Genomic DNA, 17,479 nt, shown 5'->3' with positions numbered 1-17,479 from the left:
GTCCTTTGCGGGCGGCTTTTTTGTTTCTCGAAAGGGGGCAACAGAAGGGAGTGAACGACACCTTGTCCCGAAGGCGGATTGTTGCGCGGCTGAGGCGGCTGCGGTCGCGTCGCGGATCAGCGGTTCAATAAGTGGGCGAGAGTGCCGATGGCGCCCATTGCCAGCAGAGCCCAACAGAGACCGCGATAGAAGCGCGCCTCAAAGCTCGCTGTCTCCAGGCGCTCGCGCAATCTGTCCACCTCGCTGACGCCGCCCGTTGTTTCGCAGGCGCTGTGGGTGGCATTCATGTGGCCAAAACAAGACGCATCAGGATCGCGACTTCCAGAAACAAGACAACGAGGAGCGCGGCATCCCATCCGCGAAACTGTGTTTCTTCATGATGATTCACTGGCGCGAGGTTCTCGGTATAGAAATTCCGAACGTGCGCCCCGGGGGAGGAACTTGCGGCGAATGCTTTCATGCCACTCAATAAGCAAGGACCGCGCCTACTTCCCTAAATCTACGGATGGGCCGATTCCCCGGCAATCCACCCCATGTATTGGACATTGGAAACCTGCTTTAAACGGGGAACACGAGATGAAAACTTCAAGCGCTCAATCTTCGACGTGGCTCCTGGCCGGATTGCTTCTGGCTGGCGTGACCGGATGCAGCAGTGTTGGTTATCGGACCGGCGACAAGACAGCCGACAGCCTGCAACGCGCGAGCCGCACGGTGGAGGCCCAAAACCAGGCTCTCGATGAAACGATCGTGGCTTTGTCGACTCTTGTGAACAGTCCGGCCAGTGATCTCAAGCCGCCCTTCAAAGCTTACAGCGCTTCTCTCGACAGGCTCCTCGCCGCGGTGGAGCGCAGCGATGTCGCAATGGCGCAATTGAAGGAAACGAGCGCGGAATATTTTGCCGCCTGGGATGCACAATTGGCCGCGATGAATTACGAAGTGATTCGCAGCACGAGCGAGGCGCGCAAACAGGCCGTGAGCAATCAGGTGGCGTTTGTGTGCAATCGTTACGAAGAAACCCAGGCCGTAGTCAGGCCATTTATGAGCTATTTCAGCGACATTCAGCGCAGCCTGGGGACTGATCTTAACGCTGAGGGGCTGGCGGCGGCGCGGGACGTCGTCCGCAACGCCGAGACAAATACACAGAAAGTTCAGGGAGCGCTGCAACAACTCGCGTCGGACATGACTGAATCCGGGATAAAGTTGTCATCTGTAATCCAGCCTTCGGCACCCCTTGCCGCCACGGGACGGGAGAGACCCGCCGCCGTCGAACAAGCCAACGCTGTCCGTTAATCAGACTTCCGACGTCCCAGCCCGGCTCCGTCGCTTGAGGCGGGACATGATGACCTGGGTCAGGGTGGATTTGAGAAGGGCGTGGGCTTCCGCCAGCGCGTCGTCCAATCGGGCGCATTCTTCGAGTTCAGACTCGTCCTGGGTCTCACCTTGGGCGAGGAGACAGGCTGCTTTGCAGCAATCCGCCCGCAGGGCTTCAATTTCACACGCCAGGCGAGCTGTGCGTCCGATCGGCAATACCGCTTTGTGTTTATTGGCTTTCGCTCTCACGCCGTCACATTGGATTCTGTGCAGGTTGCTGTCACTCAGCCTGCCGCGCTATTTGGATTCAGTGTTTGTCTGACAACCCCATCGGGGTGATTCCTACCCTCCTTAAGCGCTCACCCCGGAGGCGCAGGCTGGTACGGTTCGTGCCTTCGTTGTTCAATTCGACTCGTTATGAAGAATTTGAACAGAGCGGGACAGACAATGGACAGCGTCGTGGGAATGCGCGGATTTCCTTCGTGGATGAACCGCATCCTGAATTCGATCCTGCTGCTGGCGGCTGTCGTGAACGTTCGCGCTGCCGATCAAGTCATCCCCGTTTTGATGACGACCACCGCCACGTACAGCAACGTGACCGTGACCACCAAGAGCAAGGATTACATTTTCATTCACCACGCGGGCGGCATGGGAAACATTCGGGTGGACGATCTTTCCGACGATGCGAAGCGGGTGCTTGGCTACTCGGCGCCGCCGCGAAAATACAAAAAGGTGATCCTGCCTGTTGTGCTCGCTCGGGATGTCCTCCCTCAGGTCGAGGAAAGATTGAAACCCATTCAGGACAGTGTTCGCGAGCAACTGCCGCCCGAATTGCGGGATTTCCAGCCGACACGCCCTTTCTTTGTGGCGCTCGCCGCCGCGGGTGTCGCGATGCACCTGTTCTTTTCATTGCTTTGCCGCCTCATTGTGTTGAAGGCGAAGAAGGTGCCGGGCGGGCTCGTGTGGATTCCAGGTTTGCAATGGATTCCATTGCTGCGCGCTGCAGAGATGTCGGGCTGGTGGTTTCTTCTGCTTTGGTTTCCCATTGTTCCGCTCGTGTGGGCGTTCAAGGTGGTGAAAGCGCGAGGATTGAGCATCCTGATTTCGATTCTCCTCATCCTGCCCGTCACAGGAATCTTTGCGTTCCTCTATCTTGCCTTCGCCCGGGAAAAGCCAGCTGCCCCGGTGCGACCGAAATACGAAAGCATGTCGCTGGAAACGGCTTAACAGCGGAAGACGCGAGCCGTGAAGGTGAAGCCGCTTGACGGTCAAATCACGGCTTCGTTAGGTTCCATCCGATGCGGAGGCACGTCTGAAGACGAAAACCGGTTCCTGCAGGATAGAATGATTGCGCGGCAGGAGACAAAGCCATGGCGGTGCTGGACGAAGAATTATAAGGGTATGGCGGGTGAAGATTCTTCGCCGGGTCGGATGTGGTCCTCACATTTCATGCTGCTCTCGCAAAGTCCGGCGCGGCTCAGCGCTGCGATCGTTTTTCTCTTCTGTTCCCTCGCTTTGTGCCTGGGAGCCGACACCCCCGTGCCAAGGCTCGCGATCGTTCCCGAACAGCCCTCGCTCGCTCCTCTCACAGACTTATTGACGGCGGGATTCTCGCAATTGAGCGGTGTTGCACTGCTCGAACGTGCGGAAATAGAAAAGGTGTACCGGGAACAGGCGCTTTCCGCCGCCAGTCCTGATGTCCTCAAGCTTGGCCAGCTGCTTGGCGCGGATGGCCTGCTGCTCCTTACACGTCGGGAAGCGGGCGAGGCCGCTTCGGTCACGGTGCGGCTGATCGCAGTCGGGCCTGGAGTGATTCTGAGCGCGCAGACACTGCCGCTGGAAGGCGAAAGTTCCGCCGCATGGGCAGCCACGTTCCCGCAACGGCTGCGCCCCTTGCTGCCCAAGCTGATGGTCTTGAAGGAGCAGGCCATTCCTATTTCGATTCTCAATTTGCGTTCCGCGGTACAGTCACCGGCCGGCATTGTTGCAGAAAGCCAATTGAAAGCGCTTTTGATTCAGAGGTTGGCGACCGAACCGAGGCTTTTCGTTCTTGAGCGTGAGCGGCTGGAGTTGCTGAACGAGGAGAAGGAGTTGCGATTGAATTCGGATTCCTTTTGGAGCGGCGCGTATCTTGTGGATGGCGCGATCGACCGGGAAACGTATCAGAACGAAACGCTGACGCTCGACGCGCGGCTGATTCCGCCACGCGGTGGTCTGCCGATGTCGCTTTCAGTTGCGGCACCTCGGACGAATTTTGCAGCGGTGGTGAACGGGCTGGCTGAACAAATTGTTGGGAAGCTCAGCCTGTCATCGATGCCCGCGTGGTCGCCCGCTGAAGAAGCGGCTCGCTTTGTGGAAGAAGCCGAGTGGGCACTGAAGTGGGAACTATTTTCAGACGCGCAAGCTGCAGCGGAATCGGCATGGGCGCTGGGGAAGAGGGACCTTCGCACCGCGCTCGTCCGAGTGCGCGCGTACACGAGTGGTTTGCCGATCGTCTCAGCGCCAGACACGCGCTCGTATGGCCGCGATCGAAGCAGGATCCGTCGCATGCAGGTCAGCGAGCATCCAGATCCTTCGGATTGCGACACTGCCATTCGCGCGCTGAATTGTTATGAGGAGTTCTGGCGGATTTCGCCGGATGGCGAGGCCAGGGTGGAAGGACGGAGCAGGGCAGGGGGGCAGCCCAAACCTGATTGGTACACGACGGGCGTGGAAGCACTTCAGGCTGCCTCACACGTGCTGCAGCAGTTCCATTGGCATCGCCCTGCCTTCAATCAGAATCGGGATAAGATCGCGACGCTGCGCGCAACGGCGCGGCGGGTTGCGCGGCTCATTCTCAGCTCGGAATCAGTGCGGGCCAGTTACTTCGTCGGAGACCGCGTCGCGACACATGACGAGCTGGCCCATTCAATTGCGGGCAGTCCAAATATTTTTGAATGCATTCTCACCTACGGCGCCCTGTGGCAGGAACGGCCCGAGGATTCCCTCGACCTTTACCGTGAACTGATGGCGAGCCCCGTCTTTTCGTTTATCCATGATTCACTTTGGTTTCGACCGCCGCACAATCCGCGGCTCGTTGCGTGGAACGAGGACGGGACAAGGCTGCCGCGGTTGTGGGACGATTTCGTTAAGGAGCTGTCGGCATCGAGCAACGGATTGTTGCGGCTCGAAGCAAAGGCGTTTGCCTTCGCCGATGCTCCAAACGACGACGCGGCGCTGGCCCAGGCATTCACCAACTTTTTCGACGCAGTTTATGCGGAACGGGACACGCTCGTGACGAACAGTGTTGGCGTTCTTTACCTCAATTGGGGAGCAGGTGACTTGATTTCCGGACGAATCGGCAGCGGAGTTTCATCCGCCATGCGCGAGGCACTTCAACAGAGTTATTATTCCGACCACAATGGAAGGATGAGGGCGATGGAACGCGAGTATTGGTCCACCACGATCCCGCAAAAAGAAACGGCTTTTGCCTTCGCGGCTCAAAAGACGTATTTGGCCGCGCTGACACCTTTCGAGACTCGGGAATTCAACAAGGTGTTCTCCAGCCGCAATTACACCCGCGCGCAAGCGGCGGAACTCGTTCCACTTGTAGCCGCATACAAAAGCAACTTGCTGGCTCGAGCCCGAGCCATGCAGGAACGAAGCGCGCGTTCTCGTGCCGATGCGGGCGCGCGATGGGTGGAACTTTTCCTGGAGCAACACCTAACCGGCATTCTTGGGGCATCTACATCGCCGCCCGTGGCAAGCCGTCCGTCCGCGTCCAATGCAGCGCCTGTTGCCACACCGCAAATCGCAGCCGCCCCTAAGATCGCCGCGCGAACTAATATTCTCGAAGTCGTATCCAACATCGTCACGGTTAGCAAATTTCTGCCGCTGCCCGTCGAGGAACTTCAAGGTGATGGGATTCCCGGGGCCGTGATCACCGCGCATCGCTGGCAGGATAACCGCCTCATGCTGGAGCTCGCCTACACCGCGCAGGTTTACACCATGCGCTCCGACGGCCAATGGAAGGGCACGCGTTACGCGAGGCATTCAGCAGTCGCGCTGCTGGAGCCAGACACTGGCGCCTGGACGGTGGCGAGTTGTCCCGAACTTGACGTTGTAGGCCGCGGAAATTTCTATCATCGCAGTGCTTGCCTTGGAGGCGAGCTGTACATGTCCGAGTCAAAAAAGATCCTGAAGTATGACTTTGCGCGAAAGCAGTGGAATGTGCTGCCCATCTCGGACGGCGGAAATTACCAGTTGTTCGTCATCAACAATCGGCTGTTTGCATCGGACGCGCATGTCGTGATGGAAATCCTGGAGGGGGGCCGGAGAACGCGAATCATGGCGAGCCGCAGGCGTACGCCGCCTGTTTCTCTGCTCGATTCGGAACCATTGGATAGGAACATACTTTTCGCCGGGCCAAATGGTGCGATTCGCCTGGCCACGGAAACCAGGCTGTTCAGCTGGAACGGCGCCGATTGGCAGCTCCTTGGCGCCACTCCCTGCATCACGGCGCATCCGGAGATCTTTCCCGAAGGCGTGCTGTTTCGCGGCAGCCTCCCGGATTTCCGGGCGCAGAGTGCAATGGCAAGGCTCCTGAACAGTTCCCCGAGCCCTGAGCTTCTGGTGTCACATCGCCGTACCGAGGCGGACGCGTCATTCGCGCCGCCGTCTTTCGCGTCGCGGATTCGGGCAGCGCCGCCGTCGCCATTTTGGAAGTCACTGCCCAATGTCATCCTGGAAAACACTGCGGCCTCTTTGAAGGGATCAAACCTTTTCCTGCTCGTTGCCCACTCTGAGGCGCAAGACATCAAGGATGAGAAACAGAACGTCATCATTGGCAAACGGATTGTTGCGCGGAATGGTTACCATGCCGCGCTGCATCGCTTCAGTCCCGAACTGCCCTCTCCCCAAACGGTGCATCTGAAGTTTGAATCGGGAGACGCTTCTCCGCCGCTGACTGGCGCGAATGGAATGCGTTCGTTTTATCCTTCAGGTTTGTCACCGAGCTGGATGTTGTGGGCGGGGAACCACGTTTTCTTTGGACTCGAGCAATCAGGCAGTCATGTGACGGGCGGGTATTCCGGGCGTGACTTCACGAACGGCGTCTGGGTCGCGCGCACCGGCGAAATCGAAGCCGCACATGCGCTGCAAAGCCGGATTCAGAGGGACCAAGCACGCGAAGCAAAGGCCGCAGAGGATCGACGCCGCAAGCTGCTGATGACGCGGTTCGATTCCAACAAGGACGGCAGGCTTGCTGGCGCAGAAATGGCGGAAGCGCTGAATGATGACGAATTCGCTGCGCTGGAGCTCGAAAGGATCGATGAAAATTCCAACCGGCGTCTGGATGCGGCGGAGCTGATCGCCTTTGATCTGGATGGCGACCGCACATTGGGTCCACGAGAGCAGAGCGCGATTCATGTGGTGCAACAGGCGCTTGCACGGGCTGCGTTCCGTGATGCAGACATCGATGGTTCAGGAGCACTGACACCCGCCGAACTGTCGAGGTGCGCCGGCGAGCGCTTCTCCGTTGACGGTTTTGATCCCGACGAGAATCGCAATCGGCAGCTCGATTTCGACGAATTCCTTTCCTTGCAACGGCAACTGCTGCGGTCTGCACTGCAGACGTCGGAGGTCCATGGCAAGATCAAGGCAGCATTGACGACGGCACCGCCCGAAAAATTAGGTCCCCAATCTCTGTTCAAGATGCAAGTCGAGGCTCATTGGGGCCATCAACCGCGCCATTCCCAGTAGAATTCGAGGCCCGTAATCGTGCGGATTTGCCGCGTCGGCATGGTTTAACGCCAGCGTTCCGGACGCAGGATCGACCTCAATGCTCCTGGGGCTGGGTTGCCCGGTCGCGCCGGACTGCGCCGCTGATTTGTGTCTGATTTGATATCTGTTCACTTCGCAAAGGACCGGGGAAACCTGGTCCTTTGTTTTTCCCCACGCTCGCGTTGGTTCCAGCGGCGCTCAGGCAGCCCGACTTCGGCGGATTGACATCGCAGCTGCAATCGGCGCAGGCTGCGTTCCGCTATGAAAAAATACGCTTTGTTCCTTCTTCTCACGATTGCGGCGCTGACCGCTTCGAACGGACAGACGGTTGCGACTCCTTCCACGGACAACGCCGCGGCCTCGGCCACTCGCACCAACACTGCCATCGTGCCCGTCCAGCGGCCGGACCAGGGCGCCCGCGCCAGGACAACCGTGGTCCTTCAACGTGCCAAGGATAATCAGGGCGCCTGTGACATCGTTTTCATTGGCGATTCCATAACCCACGGATGGGAGAACGCCGGACGCAATGTTTGGAACAAGTATTACGGCTCGCGCAAATGCCTGAACTTTGGAGTGGGCGGGGACCGCACGCAGCATGTGCTCTGGCGCTTTGAAAATGGCCAGCTCGACGGAGTCAAGCCGAAGGCCGCGGTGTTGATGATTGGAACCAACAACTCGAATCGCGAAGACAATACGGAAGGCGAAATCCTTGAAGGCGTGCAGACGATTGTGAAACAGATGCGGGACCGCATGCCTGACACGAAAATCCTGGTGCTCGGAATTTTCCCGCGCGGAGAGAAGTTCACCCCCCAGCGCGGCAAGATTCTCCAGGTGAACCAGGCGCTCGCCCGGGTGGCCGACGATAAGAACGTGTTCTATCTCGATTTCGGCTCAGAACTCGTCCAGGACGACGGTTCGATCTCGCGCGACGTGATGCCTGACTTCCTGCATCTGTCGGAGCGCGGTTACGAGATTTGGGCGCAGGCGATCGAACCGAAGCTCGCGGAACTCGTAAAGTAACTCGCGCAGCGCAGGTGTCCCAACCTGAACCGTCTCCAGTTTCGCGAACAAGTCCGCAGATTGCAGCTTATTCCAATTCAAGATCCCTGAGCATTTTGGACCTGCGGCTCAGCAGTTTCTCCAGGTACAGCTCCACGGCTTCGATGCCGTACCCAGACGCTTGGAGGGCAGTGCGAATTTGTTCCGGCGTCAGCTGCGCTATCATTCGCGCCATCCAGCGCGCATCGTCGAAGGTCATCTGCTGGAACGCAGCAGTGGGCACGATTGTTTGGAAGTGATGCACTCGAAACGGCGTTGTCATGCGGCCGGGGCCGCGGACAATTCTGGGCGAGGTGAATTCGCTTTCCATTGCTTTAGGATTTTCCCCATGCCGCACGAGCCATCCTGTGCCGCTTCCCATTCCCGCCCCGAGATCGGTGAAGAAAAACCGCAGCTCGGGCCTGCCCTCGACTTCAACGATGCGGAGTCGCGTGTTGTCGAAGCGCGAGTCAAACCAGCCAAGCCATGCGGCCAGCAACCCAGCGCCACGCAGCTCGCGGCGATGCTCATGACCAAGCCCGTCAAAATCCCAGCTTCCAATCGCGTCGCCAGCGCTCTCTTCGAGCTGAATATTTGCGGGACCGGTAACCACATAATCGATTGTGCGTTCGAACTCCTCCCGATAATTTTCAGGATCGTCGGCAGCGCGTCCGCGCGAGGGATTGACCAGCAGCCGCGTTTTCAAATCCGCACCGCTCAGCTTCATTCCGTCCTTTAGAACAGCGTGGTCGACAAAGTCGAACGGGTCGTATTCCGGTTGCAATTGAAGCGAGCCAACTGGAACCCACACGGGTCGCAACGGCAATGCGAGCGGCTTGCGCAGGTTGAACTCCCGAAAGATCCTGCGGGTGTAACGCACCTTTATCGCAGGAGCGTAATCCGTGGGATCGACATGGTAGCCGAGCGCGTGAAAGATGCGGGCTGTGAACGGTTCGGAATTCACGTCGGCCAGCTTGACCTTCAGCTCCACGCCGCCACTCCGCACATTGAATCCTGGCCGCGTTCCAGAGCTTGTCTTCGGCGACTCATATTCCCAAATGGCGTCGGAGAACGCCGGGGCCGTTTTCCTTCCGAACCCGGCATTGAGGTCCTGATCCGAAATGGAATCCGGCCGTTGCCAAAAGTCGGACGGCTTGGGATCGCAGAGGCTGAGATCTGCTGATAAAATTCGCTCTGTATCGAGGATCATGAGATTTCTTGCCGGCGTGCTGCCGTGACCAATCGAGCGATCGCGCGCGCTCCACCACAATTTCCAGGGCGTGAGCACACCCACGCTCGCGGGTATGGGCGAGCGGCGATTGTTCACCATCCCCGCCATCATTTCCCGCAATTGTAGTATGAGAATCTCGCGATCTGCAGCGGCCAATGGTTCAAGGCTTTTTGCTGTTCGCGCGATGTGTTCGAGCGCGCGTATCTCGCGTGACGCGGGAAGATCCGGAGGACCATGAAAGTGCTTCTTCAACTCCTCGCGGCTGGCCTCGTTAAAGTCGATCTCACGGCTGCGGCGTTCCGTCTTGTAGATGCGGACTGCCACTCGTGCGTCGCTCGCCAGCGACGCGGCCGAGTCTGAGATTTGGCCGGGGTGAGTTTCGGGATCCAGTTTCAGCAACGCATTCAATCGCCGCACAAAGTCCAGCTGTTCGATGGCTGACGTCGATGCTGGGTCGGCGGCGCCGCAGTGAAGCGAGAGCAGCAGGCCAAACGCGGCAATTCCAATCCGCCAGGCCTTATCGAAACACTTCAGCGCACGCATCGTGAATTGCAGTTGTGATTTTTCGCACCTGTCGTGGTGTGGTGCAGTAGGGAGGCATGAGCACAAGCACATTGCCGACGGGGCGTGTGAGAACGCCGCGGCGCGCCATGGCTTCGCACACGCGGATGCCTGCCCGTTCCTTCAACGCGAACGGCTCGCGGGTGCGCCAGTCGCGAACCAGTTCAATGCCGGCAACCAACCCGGCCTGCCGAATATCGCCGACTTGCGGGATTTGCCACAAATTCTCCAACTCATTGCGCAGCGTTGCTTGCAGAATTTGGCGCGCCCCCAGGCTGGCTGCCCCATTCAGCAAACCCAGGCTCGCGAGTGATGCTGCTGCTCCAAGCTGATTGGCCGTGAAACTGTGGCCATGAAAAAAGGTTTTGAATTCCTCGTATTCGCCAAGGAACGCATCAAACACGCCGCGGGTCGTGAGCGTTGCCGCCATTGGCAAATAACCGCCCGTAAGACCTTTGGCAACACAAAGGAAATCCGGCTGAACGTCTTCGTGATGCGACGCAAATAGGGAAACCTGCGCAGGCGTCTGGTTGCTCGGTTGTGGTGAACGTGTGGATGACGAAAGCGGTGCGCCAAACCCAGTGCGGCCAAATCCGGTCATGACTTCGTCCGCAATCAGGAGCGTTCCATGATCCCGGGCAATCGCCGAAACGTCCCGGAGCCAATCCTCTGGCTGAGCGATCATTCCTGCAGCCCCCTGCATCAAGGGTTCGAAAACAAACGCCGCGTACGAATTGCCGCGCCTGGCCTGGGCTCGAAACGCGCGGGCGGCGAGGCTGACGCATTCATGGCGGCAGTTTCGGTACATTCGCGCGTCGGCGCGCTGCGGCTTGGCGCGATTGAACGGACAGCGATAACAATAGGGCGCCGGAATTTTGTCCGTCTTGAACAGGAGGCCGGAATAAGCCTTGTGAAAGAGATCGCTATGACCCAGCGACACAGCGCCGACAGTATCGCCGTGGTACGCTCCAGCAAGTGACAGGAAGCGCGGCTCCCGTTTCCTGCCGCGGGTGCGTTTTGTGAATTCGTAGGCCAGTTTCAACGCGACTTCCAATGCAGTGGAGCCGTCGTCGCTGAAGAACACCTTTTCAAGTTTGGTTTCGCCGATTCCCCGTGGATTCGCGACGCGAACGAGTTGCTTCGCGAGCAGGCTGGCGGGTTCATTGGCGAGGCCGAGGGCTGAACTGTGCGCAATCCTGCCGAGCTGGCGGCGAATGGCTGCGTTGATTCGTGGATGCTGATGGCCGTGAAGGTTCGTCCATATGGACGAATTGGCATCGAGGTATTCCTTGCTCTTCACGTCGCGCAGAACCGCGCCCCGGCCATCCACTATGACGATGGGTTCCTGCCTGAGCCAATCGCGCATCTGCGTGAAGGGATGCCAGACATAACGTTGATCCAGTTGAGCGAGAGGATGCATGGCGTTATGCGACGGCGGGATTTTGCGAGATGTCACGGAGCGCGGCGACCAGGATATTGATGTCCTCCGCGGTGTGGGACGCGGTCACGGTGACGCGCAATCGCGCCGCTCCGCGAGCGACGGTCGGAAAGCGAATCGCAGGCACGTAAATGCCGTGCTGGCGCAATGCATCCGCAGCTGCCTGCGCTGTCCGTTCGTCCCCGATCATGATTGGAACGATCGCACCACCGTCGCACGTCGATTTCGACACCGCGGTGTTCAGTTCTGAGACGCGCTGTTGCAAGGTCTGGCGCAGGCGATCTCCGCGCGCTGATTGAATGATGCTGAGGCCGGCCGATGCAGCGGCGGCAGCCGCGGGCAGGGGAGCCGTGCTGAAGACGAAACTGCGGGCACGGTTTATCAGGGTTTCAATCAGGCCTCGGCTGCCGCAGATGTAGCCGCCGCTTGCGCCCAGCGCCTTGCCCAGTGTGCCCATTTGGATTTCGACATGATCGCTCACACCGAGTTCGTCCGCGACGCCGCGGCCCTGGCGTCCGTGAATTCCCGTTGCGTGCGCCTCATCCACCATGAGCCATGCGCCATGCTTCTCCTTGAGCGCGACGATTTCCTTCAGCGGCGCCCGATCACCATCCATGCTGAAAATGCTTTCCGTCACGACAAGGACGGAACGCGGAGCGGACGCAGACTGCGGCGCTGCCCACCGCAGTTTGTTTTCGAGATCATCGAGATCGTTGTGTGCAAACACGCGCAGCTTCGCACCTGAGAGCCGCGCGGCATCAACGATCGAAGCGTGAACGAGCTTATCCAGGATCACGATGTCGTCCCTGCCAATGATGGCCGGGATCGTTCCTATGGCAGCTGCAAAGCCGCTGGGAAAAGAAAGCGCCGCCTCGGTGCTTTTGAAAGCTGCGAGTTCGGCTTCCAGTTCATGAAACGGCGCGAGAGACCCGCAGACGAGCCGCGATGCGCCCGAGCCACAACCAAAACTTCGAAGGCATTCCATGGCCGCGTGCTGCAGCATGGGATCATTCGCCAGGCCAAGGTAATCGTTAGACGAAAAGTTAAGGAACGACTTCCCCTCGATGAGGAGGCGGGTGGATTGGGGTGAATCGATGCGCCGGAGTTCGCGATACATATTCTGTTCGCGAAGCGCACCGAGACGGTTCTGCAATTCGGCATCAAAGCGGTTCACATTGATCCTGTCTTCGCGTTGACAGTAAGGCGAATGAGCCGTCGGCGGCAAATTGGAAACGGAATTCGATTCGAGCGTGGCGCAACAGGTGTATCCCGACGAGTCGGGACTATATCGCTGCGTTTCCACGCCGGCTGGAGGTCATACACGCCCGGCAGCAGAACACACTGCCAGCTTGCTGTTGATGCGTGCACGGCTAAGCTCTGTGACACCCATTTATGAATTTCAATCTGTACCGGGAGGGACGGCCTGTTGAAGCCACGACGCTTGAGTTGTTGCGTCAGCGGCGCGCTTCCGGCGAGCTGGATGAGACCGCGCTCTTATGGCGCGAGGGCATGGCGGATTGGGAGCCGATCGACGTTGTCCTCTCCAAGGAAGGAGCCACGGCACCACGGGTCATTCCGCCGCCCATCCCCCGCGCAGCAGGAGCGTCAAAACGATCGAAAGTCATAGGAACCATCGTGGCAGTGGTTCTCGTCATAGGATTTGTGGAGGTCGTCTGGGTTTCTCGGAACGTGATGGACTTCGTCCGTGATGTGCGCAACGGCGGGGGATCAGATGCAGATGCGGTCCGACTTGCACAACAGCCAATTCCAGTTTCCACGAACGCGCTGACTCAGAGCGACGTCCAGCGGGAGGCACGCGCATTTCGATATCGGCAATACGTTCAGGGTTACGAGGAACGCGGCGCGCGAGTTCCAGAAATTGACTCGAAGGTTCGGGAGTTTCTGAACGAATGGCTCGCCGTGCAGTATGGAGACCGGGAGAACGACCATGCGCTCCGCCGCCTTTTGCACGAACTGCGCGGCGACCCGCGCTGCACTGATCCGCTTGTTCTGGCGATCATGGCTTTGAACACGGTGGATCGCACTGAACACCGGGAATTACTCCAGCGAGCCGTGACAGGTTTCGAAAAATCCAGGCATCGGGCGTATCCGAAGTTCTATGCGACGATCACGCTGGCACGACTGCTGGGTGCGGGTTCCCAGGTTTACGTTCCGTTGGAGAACGGGGCCATTCGGCATTACCAGGAGGCGCTTGCGGATGGAAGTTTCGTGCCCGGCGACCAGCCGGCCATCGCGGACATGCTCATCGAAGGCAATGCGACCACGCTATTCAGGCGGCACAGCGGAACGATCGTCGAGATCACGCGCGCGGCCGCATCGAAGTTTCCTTGGCTCGCCCATGTGTTGGAGGGAGAGCACGAAACGCGCGCGGCGTGGCGCGCCCGCGGCGGCGGTTATGCCAGCAGTGTGACTGCCGAGGGCTGGGCAGCATTTGGTGAGCATCTGTCCCGAGCGCGCGCGCAGTTCACCGAGGCGTGGAAGTTGAAACCCGATTGGGCGCTTGCTCCCGGGCGGATGGTTTACGTGACCATGGGTGATTCGGGAATTGAAGAGATGCGGACGTGGTTTGATCGTGCTGTCGCGGGGCAGGTGGATCATCCCGATGCCTGGTCGAACATGCGATGGGGACTGCGGCCGCGCTGGCATGGAAGCCTCGAAGCGTTGCAGGAACTGGGCGTGACAGCCATCAATTCGGGAAGATTCGACAGCGATGCTCCGCGCATGTTTCTGGACTGTGTCCATGACATCGAAGCGGAGCTCGAAGTTCCGCGCGGCGAACACATCTATGGGCGGGACGATATCTGGCCCTCGCTTGAGCAAATGTACAATGGATACATCGGCCATCATGCGAACACGAAGGAGCTTCGCGGATGGCGCAGCGCTTACACTGTGGTTGCGTCCCTCGCAGGGCGCTATGACGTGGCCCGCACGCAGTTGACGGAACTGAACTGGGAATTGAAGCCTGCGACGCTCAGTGGCTGGAGCCGGGATCTGACCTTGTTGCCAGGGGAAATTGCCCTGCGAACGAGCGCTCTTGCCGAGGAAGCCGATCGGGCGGAGGCGCTTCGCCGCGCGGGCAGTGTCGAGGCCGCGCTGCACGCATACGAAAAATTGTTGGCGGGTGAAATTGCTGATGAGAGAGCGCGCCGATTTGTTCAACTCCGAATTGAATCGCTCAAAGTGGAACAGCAATTGGCCACCGGAAACTGGGTCAGTTTTGCGCCATCCAGTGCCGCCGATCCGCTATGGAACGTCGTGCATGGTGAAGTTCGGCCGCTCAATGAAGGTTCCTTTGAGGCACGTTCCGGTGCGGATGGATATCTCCTTTATTCAAGGGCGCGGGTGGGACCGGTTTTCACGATGCGCTTTGATTTCGAGGTGGTGAGTTCCGCGACGGGTGATTTCCAGGCTGGCCTTGTCCTGGGCATCCCCGATCCGGGGTCGGCGCAAAGCTGGTATTCGTGCCGGGTGCGAAAGCGGGGTTCGAATGCCGCTGTCTATCTGTCCCCCGCGTTTACGAAGACCCAGACTCGCCGCCGGGTCGTGCTTAACGAGGGCAAAAATTCGCTCGAATTGCGCTTCGACAACGGGCGGGCTGTGGGCGCGATCAACGGCACGGAGATCTTCCGCCGCGCGAGTTCTCCGTCGTTCTCGAGCATTTTGCCCGAGGAAAGCATGCTCGGATTTGGTGCTTACAACGAGGGCGCCGAGGAAACCATTCGCTTCACGAACGTGCAGGTGCGGCGGCATGCGGAAGTAACGGAAGGCACCGCAGGGGAGACCGCCGTCGAGGAGCAGGGGGAGTGAGGTTCAAGTCCCGGCAAGCGCGCGAGCCAGCAGGTCCTTTTCACGCGGCGCGTAATTGAGTTCGAGGGCTCGCGCGCGACCCGCCTCTGACATTTTTGCCCACGACTTCTTCAACGCATTGACGACCTTCTCCTCGGTGCTGCGATTTGCGAGATCAGTGAGCTGATGTTCCAGGAAAACAAGGCACAGCGCATCCTCCAGCACCTGGGTTTCGTGGTCCGTCGCGAGATCCTTCTTCAAATTCAACGCGTGCACGCGTTGCACGATATCATCAGGGTAGCCGGCGGCGCGCAGGATTTCGGCGGAACGTTCGGCGTGGAATTGCTTTAGCTTGTGCCGCCATTGAAGGTAGCCGCCTTTCGTAAGCGGGAACGTGTTGCGAGGGATCATCCAGCGGCACAGGTGCTGGCAACGCGCGGCAAGTTGCAGTGGTTCCGACGCATTGGGGGACAGCCGCAACACCCAGCCGGTGAGCCATTCCGAATACACAAGTTCGCGAGGGCGCGGTGTACCGTTCACGATCTCGTGGTTGGGATCGCGCGCGTTTTCTTCATCGAAACGCTGCAACGCGGCGGCAAATCTTTTTCCGTCCGCTATTTGAGTGGATTCGCTCACGTGCCGGTCTTATTGCAAAACAAAGATTGTGTGGCAAGAGTGATCCTGAAAACGAACCAACAACTATGCGCCCTTTGAATTCGACCGGCCCGCTTTCACCTGAGGAATTTCAACGCCAGCTTTCTGAATTCGTGCGGCAACGGTTGCAGGGCAGGGGTGGCAATGAGCCGCAGTTTCAAGATCCGCCTGCCGATGCATCGGCCGCTGCGAAGGAGTTCAAGTTCAAACACAAGCCGCGCGAAGTGAAGTCGTTCCTGGACCGCTTTGTCATCAAGCAGGATGAAGCGAAGAAGGTGCTCAGTGTAGCGCTGTGTGATCATTACCACCACGTTCGCCTTGCGATGGAAGGCAAGGCCGCGCCGCATTACGCAAAACAGAACGTCATCCTCGTTGGCCCCACGGGCGTCGGCAAAACCTACCTGATCCGGAGTGCCGCCGACCTGATCGGCGTGCCGTTTGTGAAGGCCGATGCCACCAAGTTTTCGGAGACGGGCTACGTTGGCGGCGATGTGGAAGACATGGTTCGCGACCTGGTCCGGCTGGCGGACGGGGATGTCAGCCGCGCTCAGTACGGAATTATTTATATCGACGAAATCGACAAGATTGGCGCAGCCAGCAACGCGAGCAGCCGGGATGTCAGCGGGCGCGGCGTGCAGACGAACCTGTTGAAGTTGATGGAGGAAACGGAAGTTCCCGCGCGCTCGCCAAACGACATTGCAGGGCAGATTCAGGCGATGATGGACTTGAGCCAGCGCGGCCGGAAATCCCCTAGCACGATCAACACAAAGCACATCCTTTTTATCGTGAGCGGCGCCTTCGATGGTCTTGAAAAGATCGTGCGCAAGCGCCTGCGGGAGGCATCGATTGGGTTCGCGGCGAAGGAGAAGGGAATGGATCCATCGGAGCTCATTCTGACGGCGGCGCAGACGCGCGACTTTATTGAGTTCGGATTCGAGCCTGAGTTTATCGGACGGCTGCCTGTGCGCGTGGTGTGCCACCCGCTGAACAGCGACGACCTCTACATGATCCTCAAGAATTCCGAGGGGAGCATCATCCGCCAGTACGAGCAGGACTTCGCTGCGTATGGAATTGAAGTGCTGTTTTCAGATGAAGGACTTCGGAAGATCGCGGAACTTGCCAGCCTTGAGCAGACGGGCGCGCGCGGATTGATGACTGTTTGCGAACGCATCTTCCGCGAAATCAAATTTGAGCTTCCCTCAACACCCGTGAGGCGGTTTGTCGTCACTGCGGCATTGGTGGAGGATCCTGTCGCTGAACTGCAGAAGATGGTGTCCGATCCGCACCAGGAGGAGCGGCTCGTAGCCCGGCAGGTTGTGGATGAATTTGCGCAGCGTTTCTCGGAGACGCATCGCATTTCCATTCGGTTCACGGAATCGGCGAGCGACTTCCTTGTGATGCAGGCGATGGAAAAGGGGCAGCCTGTGCGGGATTTGTGCGCCGAGCGATTCAAGGATTTCCAGTTTGGCCTGAAGTTGATCGTGCAGAACTCCGGTCCCCGGGAATTTGTGCTGGATCGCGATGCCGCCGAGACACCCGACAAGGTGTTGAGCGACTGGGTGGTCGCGAGCTACCGCCCGCCCGGAAATCCGTGATCTGCGTCGCTCAGGCAGGTTCCATCGTAGCTGCGCTTGAGAGCCGACAGAAGGGAACGGGCAGGTTGCCAGTTCCGGGCTGAA

General features: G+C 59.0%; 13 protein-coding genes. 6 read left to right on the top strand and 7 right to left on the bottom strand.

The window, feature by feature from the left end; all coding sequences use genetic code 11:
* Positions 1–116: 116 nt before the first annotated feature.
* Complete coding sequence (locus tag VEH04_07755; GenBank protein HYG22659.1) at positions 117–287, bottom strand: hypothetical protein; 171 nt, start codon at positions 285–287, stop codon at positions 117–119.
* A complete protein-coding gene (locus tag VEH04_07750; protein ID HYG22658.1) occupies positions 284–460 on the bottom strand; it encodes a hypothetical protein in 177 nt (58 codons plus the stop codon). The genes VEH04_07755 and VEH04_07750 overlap by 4 nt, the downstream gene beginning before the upstream one ends.
* A 116-nt stretch (positions 461–576) precedes the next feature.
* On the opposite strand from VEH04_07750, the gene VEH04_07745 reads away from it, so the two are divergent.
* Positions 577–1,290 (top strand): DUF2959 family protein, encoded by a 714-nt coding sequence (locus VEH04_07745; GenBank protein ID HYG22657.1) that lies wholly within the window; start codon positions 577–579, stop codon positions 1,288–1,290.
* Here VEH04_07745 and VEH04_07740 read toward each other — a convergent pair whose 3' ends face one another.
* Complete coding sequence (locus tag VEH04_07740; protein ID HYG22656.1) at positions 1,291–1,560, bottom strand: hypothetical protein; 270 nt, start codon at positions 1,558–1,560, stop codon at positions 1,291–1,293.
* A gap of 168 nt (positions 1,561–1,728) precedes the next feature.
* Here VEH04_07740 and VEH04_07735 point away from each other — a divergent pair, with 168 nt between their 5' ends.
* The 3 genes from VEH04_07735 to VEH04_07725 all read left to right on the top strand — a co-directional run bounded on the left by VEH04_07735 (position 1,729) and on the right by VEH04_07725 (position 8,091).
* Positions 1,729–2,538: a hypothetical protein gene (locus tag VEH04_07735; protein ID HYG22655.1), complete on the top strand. Its 810-nt coding sequence runs from the start codon at positions 1,729–1,731 to the stop codon at positions 2,536–2,538.
* A gap of 222 nt (positions 2,539–2,760) precedes the next feature.
* Positions 2,761–7,050, top strand: coding sequence for an EF-hand domain-containing protein (locus VEH04_07730; GenBank protein ID HYG22654.1), 4,290 nt, complete (start codon positions 2,761–2,763; stop codon positions 7,048–7,050).
* A gap of 282 nt (positions 7,051–7,332) precedes the next feature.
* Positions 7,333–8,091: a platelet-activating factor acetylhydrolase IB subunit gene (locus VEH04_07725; protein ID HYG22653.1), complete on the top strand. Its 759-nt coding sequence runs from the start codon at positions 7,333–7,335 to the stop codon at positions 8,089–8,091.
* Between the two features lie 67 nt (positions 8,092–8,158).
* Here the strand turns inward: VEH04_07725 and VEH04_07720 are convergent, their stop codons facing one another.
* Genes VEH04_07720 through bioF form a run of 3 tightly spaced genes read right to left on the bottom strand, consistent with a single transcriptional unit; the run spans position 8,159 to position 12,513 of the window.
* Entirely contained in the window at positions 8,159–9,883 is a 1,725-nt protein-coding gene (locus VEH04_07720; protein ID HYG22652.1) for a hypothetical protein, read from the bottom strand.
* Positions 9,858–11,321 (bottom strand): aminotransferase class III-fold pyridoxal phosphate-dependent enzyme, encoded by a 1,464-nt coding sequence (locus VEH04_07715; protein ID HYG22651.1) that lies wholly within the window; start codon positions 11,319–11,321, stop codon positions 9,858–9,860. Before VEH04_07715 ends, VEH04_07720 begins: the two co-directional genes overlap by 26 nt.
* A 4-nt stretch (positions 11,322–11,325) precedes the next feature.
* Positions 11,326–12,513, bottom strand: a complete 1,188-nt coding sequence (gene bioF, locus VEH04_07710) for an 8-amino-7-oxononanoate synthase (GenBank protein ID HYG22650.1) — start codon at positions 12,511–12,513, stop codon at positions 11,326–11,328.
* 218 nt (positions 12,514–12,731) lie between these two features.
* Between bioF and VEH04_07705 the strand changes: the two genes are divergently transcribed.
* A complete protein-coding gene (locus VEH04_07705; GenBank protein HYG22649.1) occupies positions 12,732–15,167 on the top strand; it encodes a DUF4339 domain-containing protein in 2,436 nt (811 codons plus the stop codon).
* Positions 15,168–15,170: 3 nt separating this feature from the next.
* Here VEH04_07705 and VEH04_07700 read toward each other — a convergent pair whose 3' ends face one another.
* Entirely contained in the window at positions 15,171–15,782 is a 612-nt protein-coding gene (locus VEH04_07700; GenBank protein ID HYG22648.1) for a DUF4202 domain-containing protein, read from the bottom strand.
* Positions 15,783–15,847: 65 nt separating this feature from the next.
* Between VEH04_07700 and VEH04_07695 the strand changes: the two genes are divergently transcribed.
* On the top strand, positions 15,848–17,395 hold the full coding sequence (locus VEH04_07695) for an AAA family ATPase (GenBank protein ID HYG22647.1): 1,548 nt from the start codon (positions 15,848–15,850) through the stop codon (positions 17,393–17,395).
* Positions 17,396–17,479 lie beyond the last annotated feature (84 nt).

The sequence above is a fragment of the Verrucomicrobiia bacterium genome (assembly GCA_035629175.1).
Lineage (GTDB): Bacteria > Verrucomicrobiota > Verrucomicrobiia > Limisphaerales > DASXHY01 > DASXHY01.
This window is presented reverse-complemented; position numbering and strand designations above follow the sequence as displayed.

Excerpts from the sequence above, each read along its gene's own strand:
- VEH04_07755 (HYG22659.1), bottom strand. The coding sequence starts at position 287 with ATGAATGCCACCCACAGCGCCTGCGAAACAACGGGCGGCGTCAGCGAG.
- VEH04_07750 (HYG22658.1), bottom strand. The coding sequence starts at position 460 with ATGAAAGCATTCGCCGCAAGTTCCTCCCCCGGGGCGCACGTTCGGAAT.
- VEH04_07745 (HYG22657.1), top strand. The coding sequence starts at position 577 with ATGAAAACTTCAAGCGCTCAATCTTCGACGTGGCTCCTGGCCGGATTG.
- VEH04_07735 (HYG22655.1), top strand. The coding sequence starts at position 1,729 with ATGAAGAATTTGAACAGAGCGGGACAGACAATGGACAGCGTCGTGGGA.
- VEH04_07730 (HYG22654.1), top strand. The coding sequence starts at position 2,761 with ATGCTGCTCTCGCAAAGTCCGGCGCGGCTCAGCGCTGCGATCGTTTTT.
- VEH04_07725 (HYG22653.1), top strand. The coding sequence starts at position 7,333 with ATGAAAAAATACGCTTTGTTCCTTCTTCTCACGATTGCGGCGCTGACC.
- VEH04_07720 (HYG22652.1), bottom strand. The coding sequence starts at position 9,883 with ATGCGTGCGCTGAAGTGTTTCGATAAGGCCTGGCGGATTGGAATTGCC.
- VEH04_07715 (HYG22651.1), bottom strand. The coding sequence starts at position 11,321 with ATGCATCCTCTCGCTCAACTGGATCAACGTTATGTCTGGCATCCCTTC.
- VEH04_07705 (HYG22649.1), top strand. The coding sequence starts at position 12,732 with ATGAATTTCAATCTGTACCGGGAGGGACGGCCTGTTGAAGCCACGACG.
- VEH04_07695 (HYG22647.1), top strand. The coding sequence starts at position 15,848 with ATGCGCCCTTTGAATTCGACCGGCCCGCTTTCACCTGAGGAATTTCAA.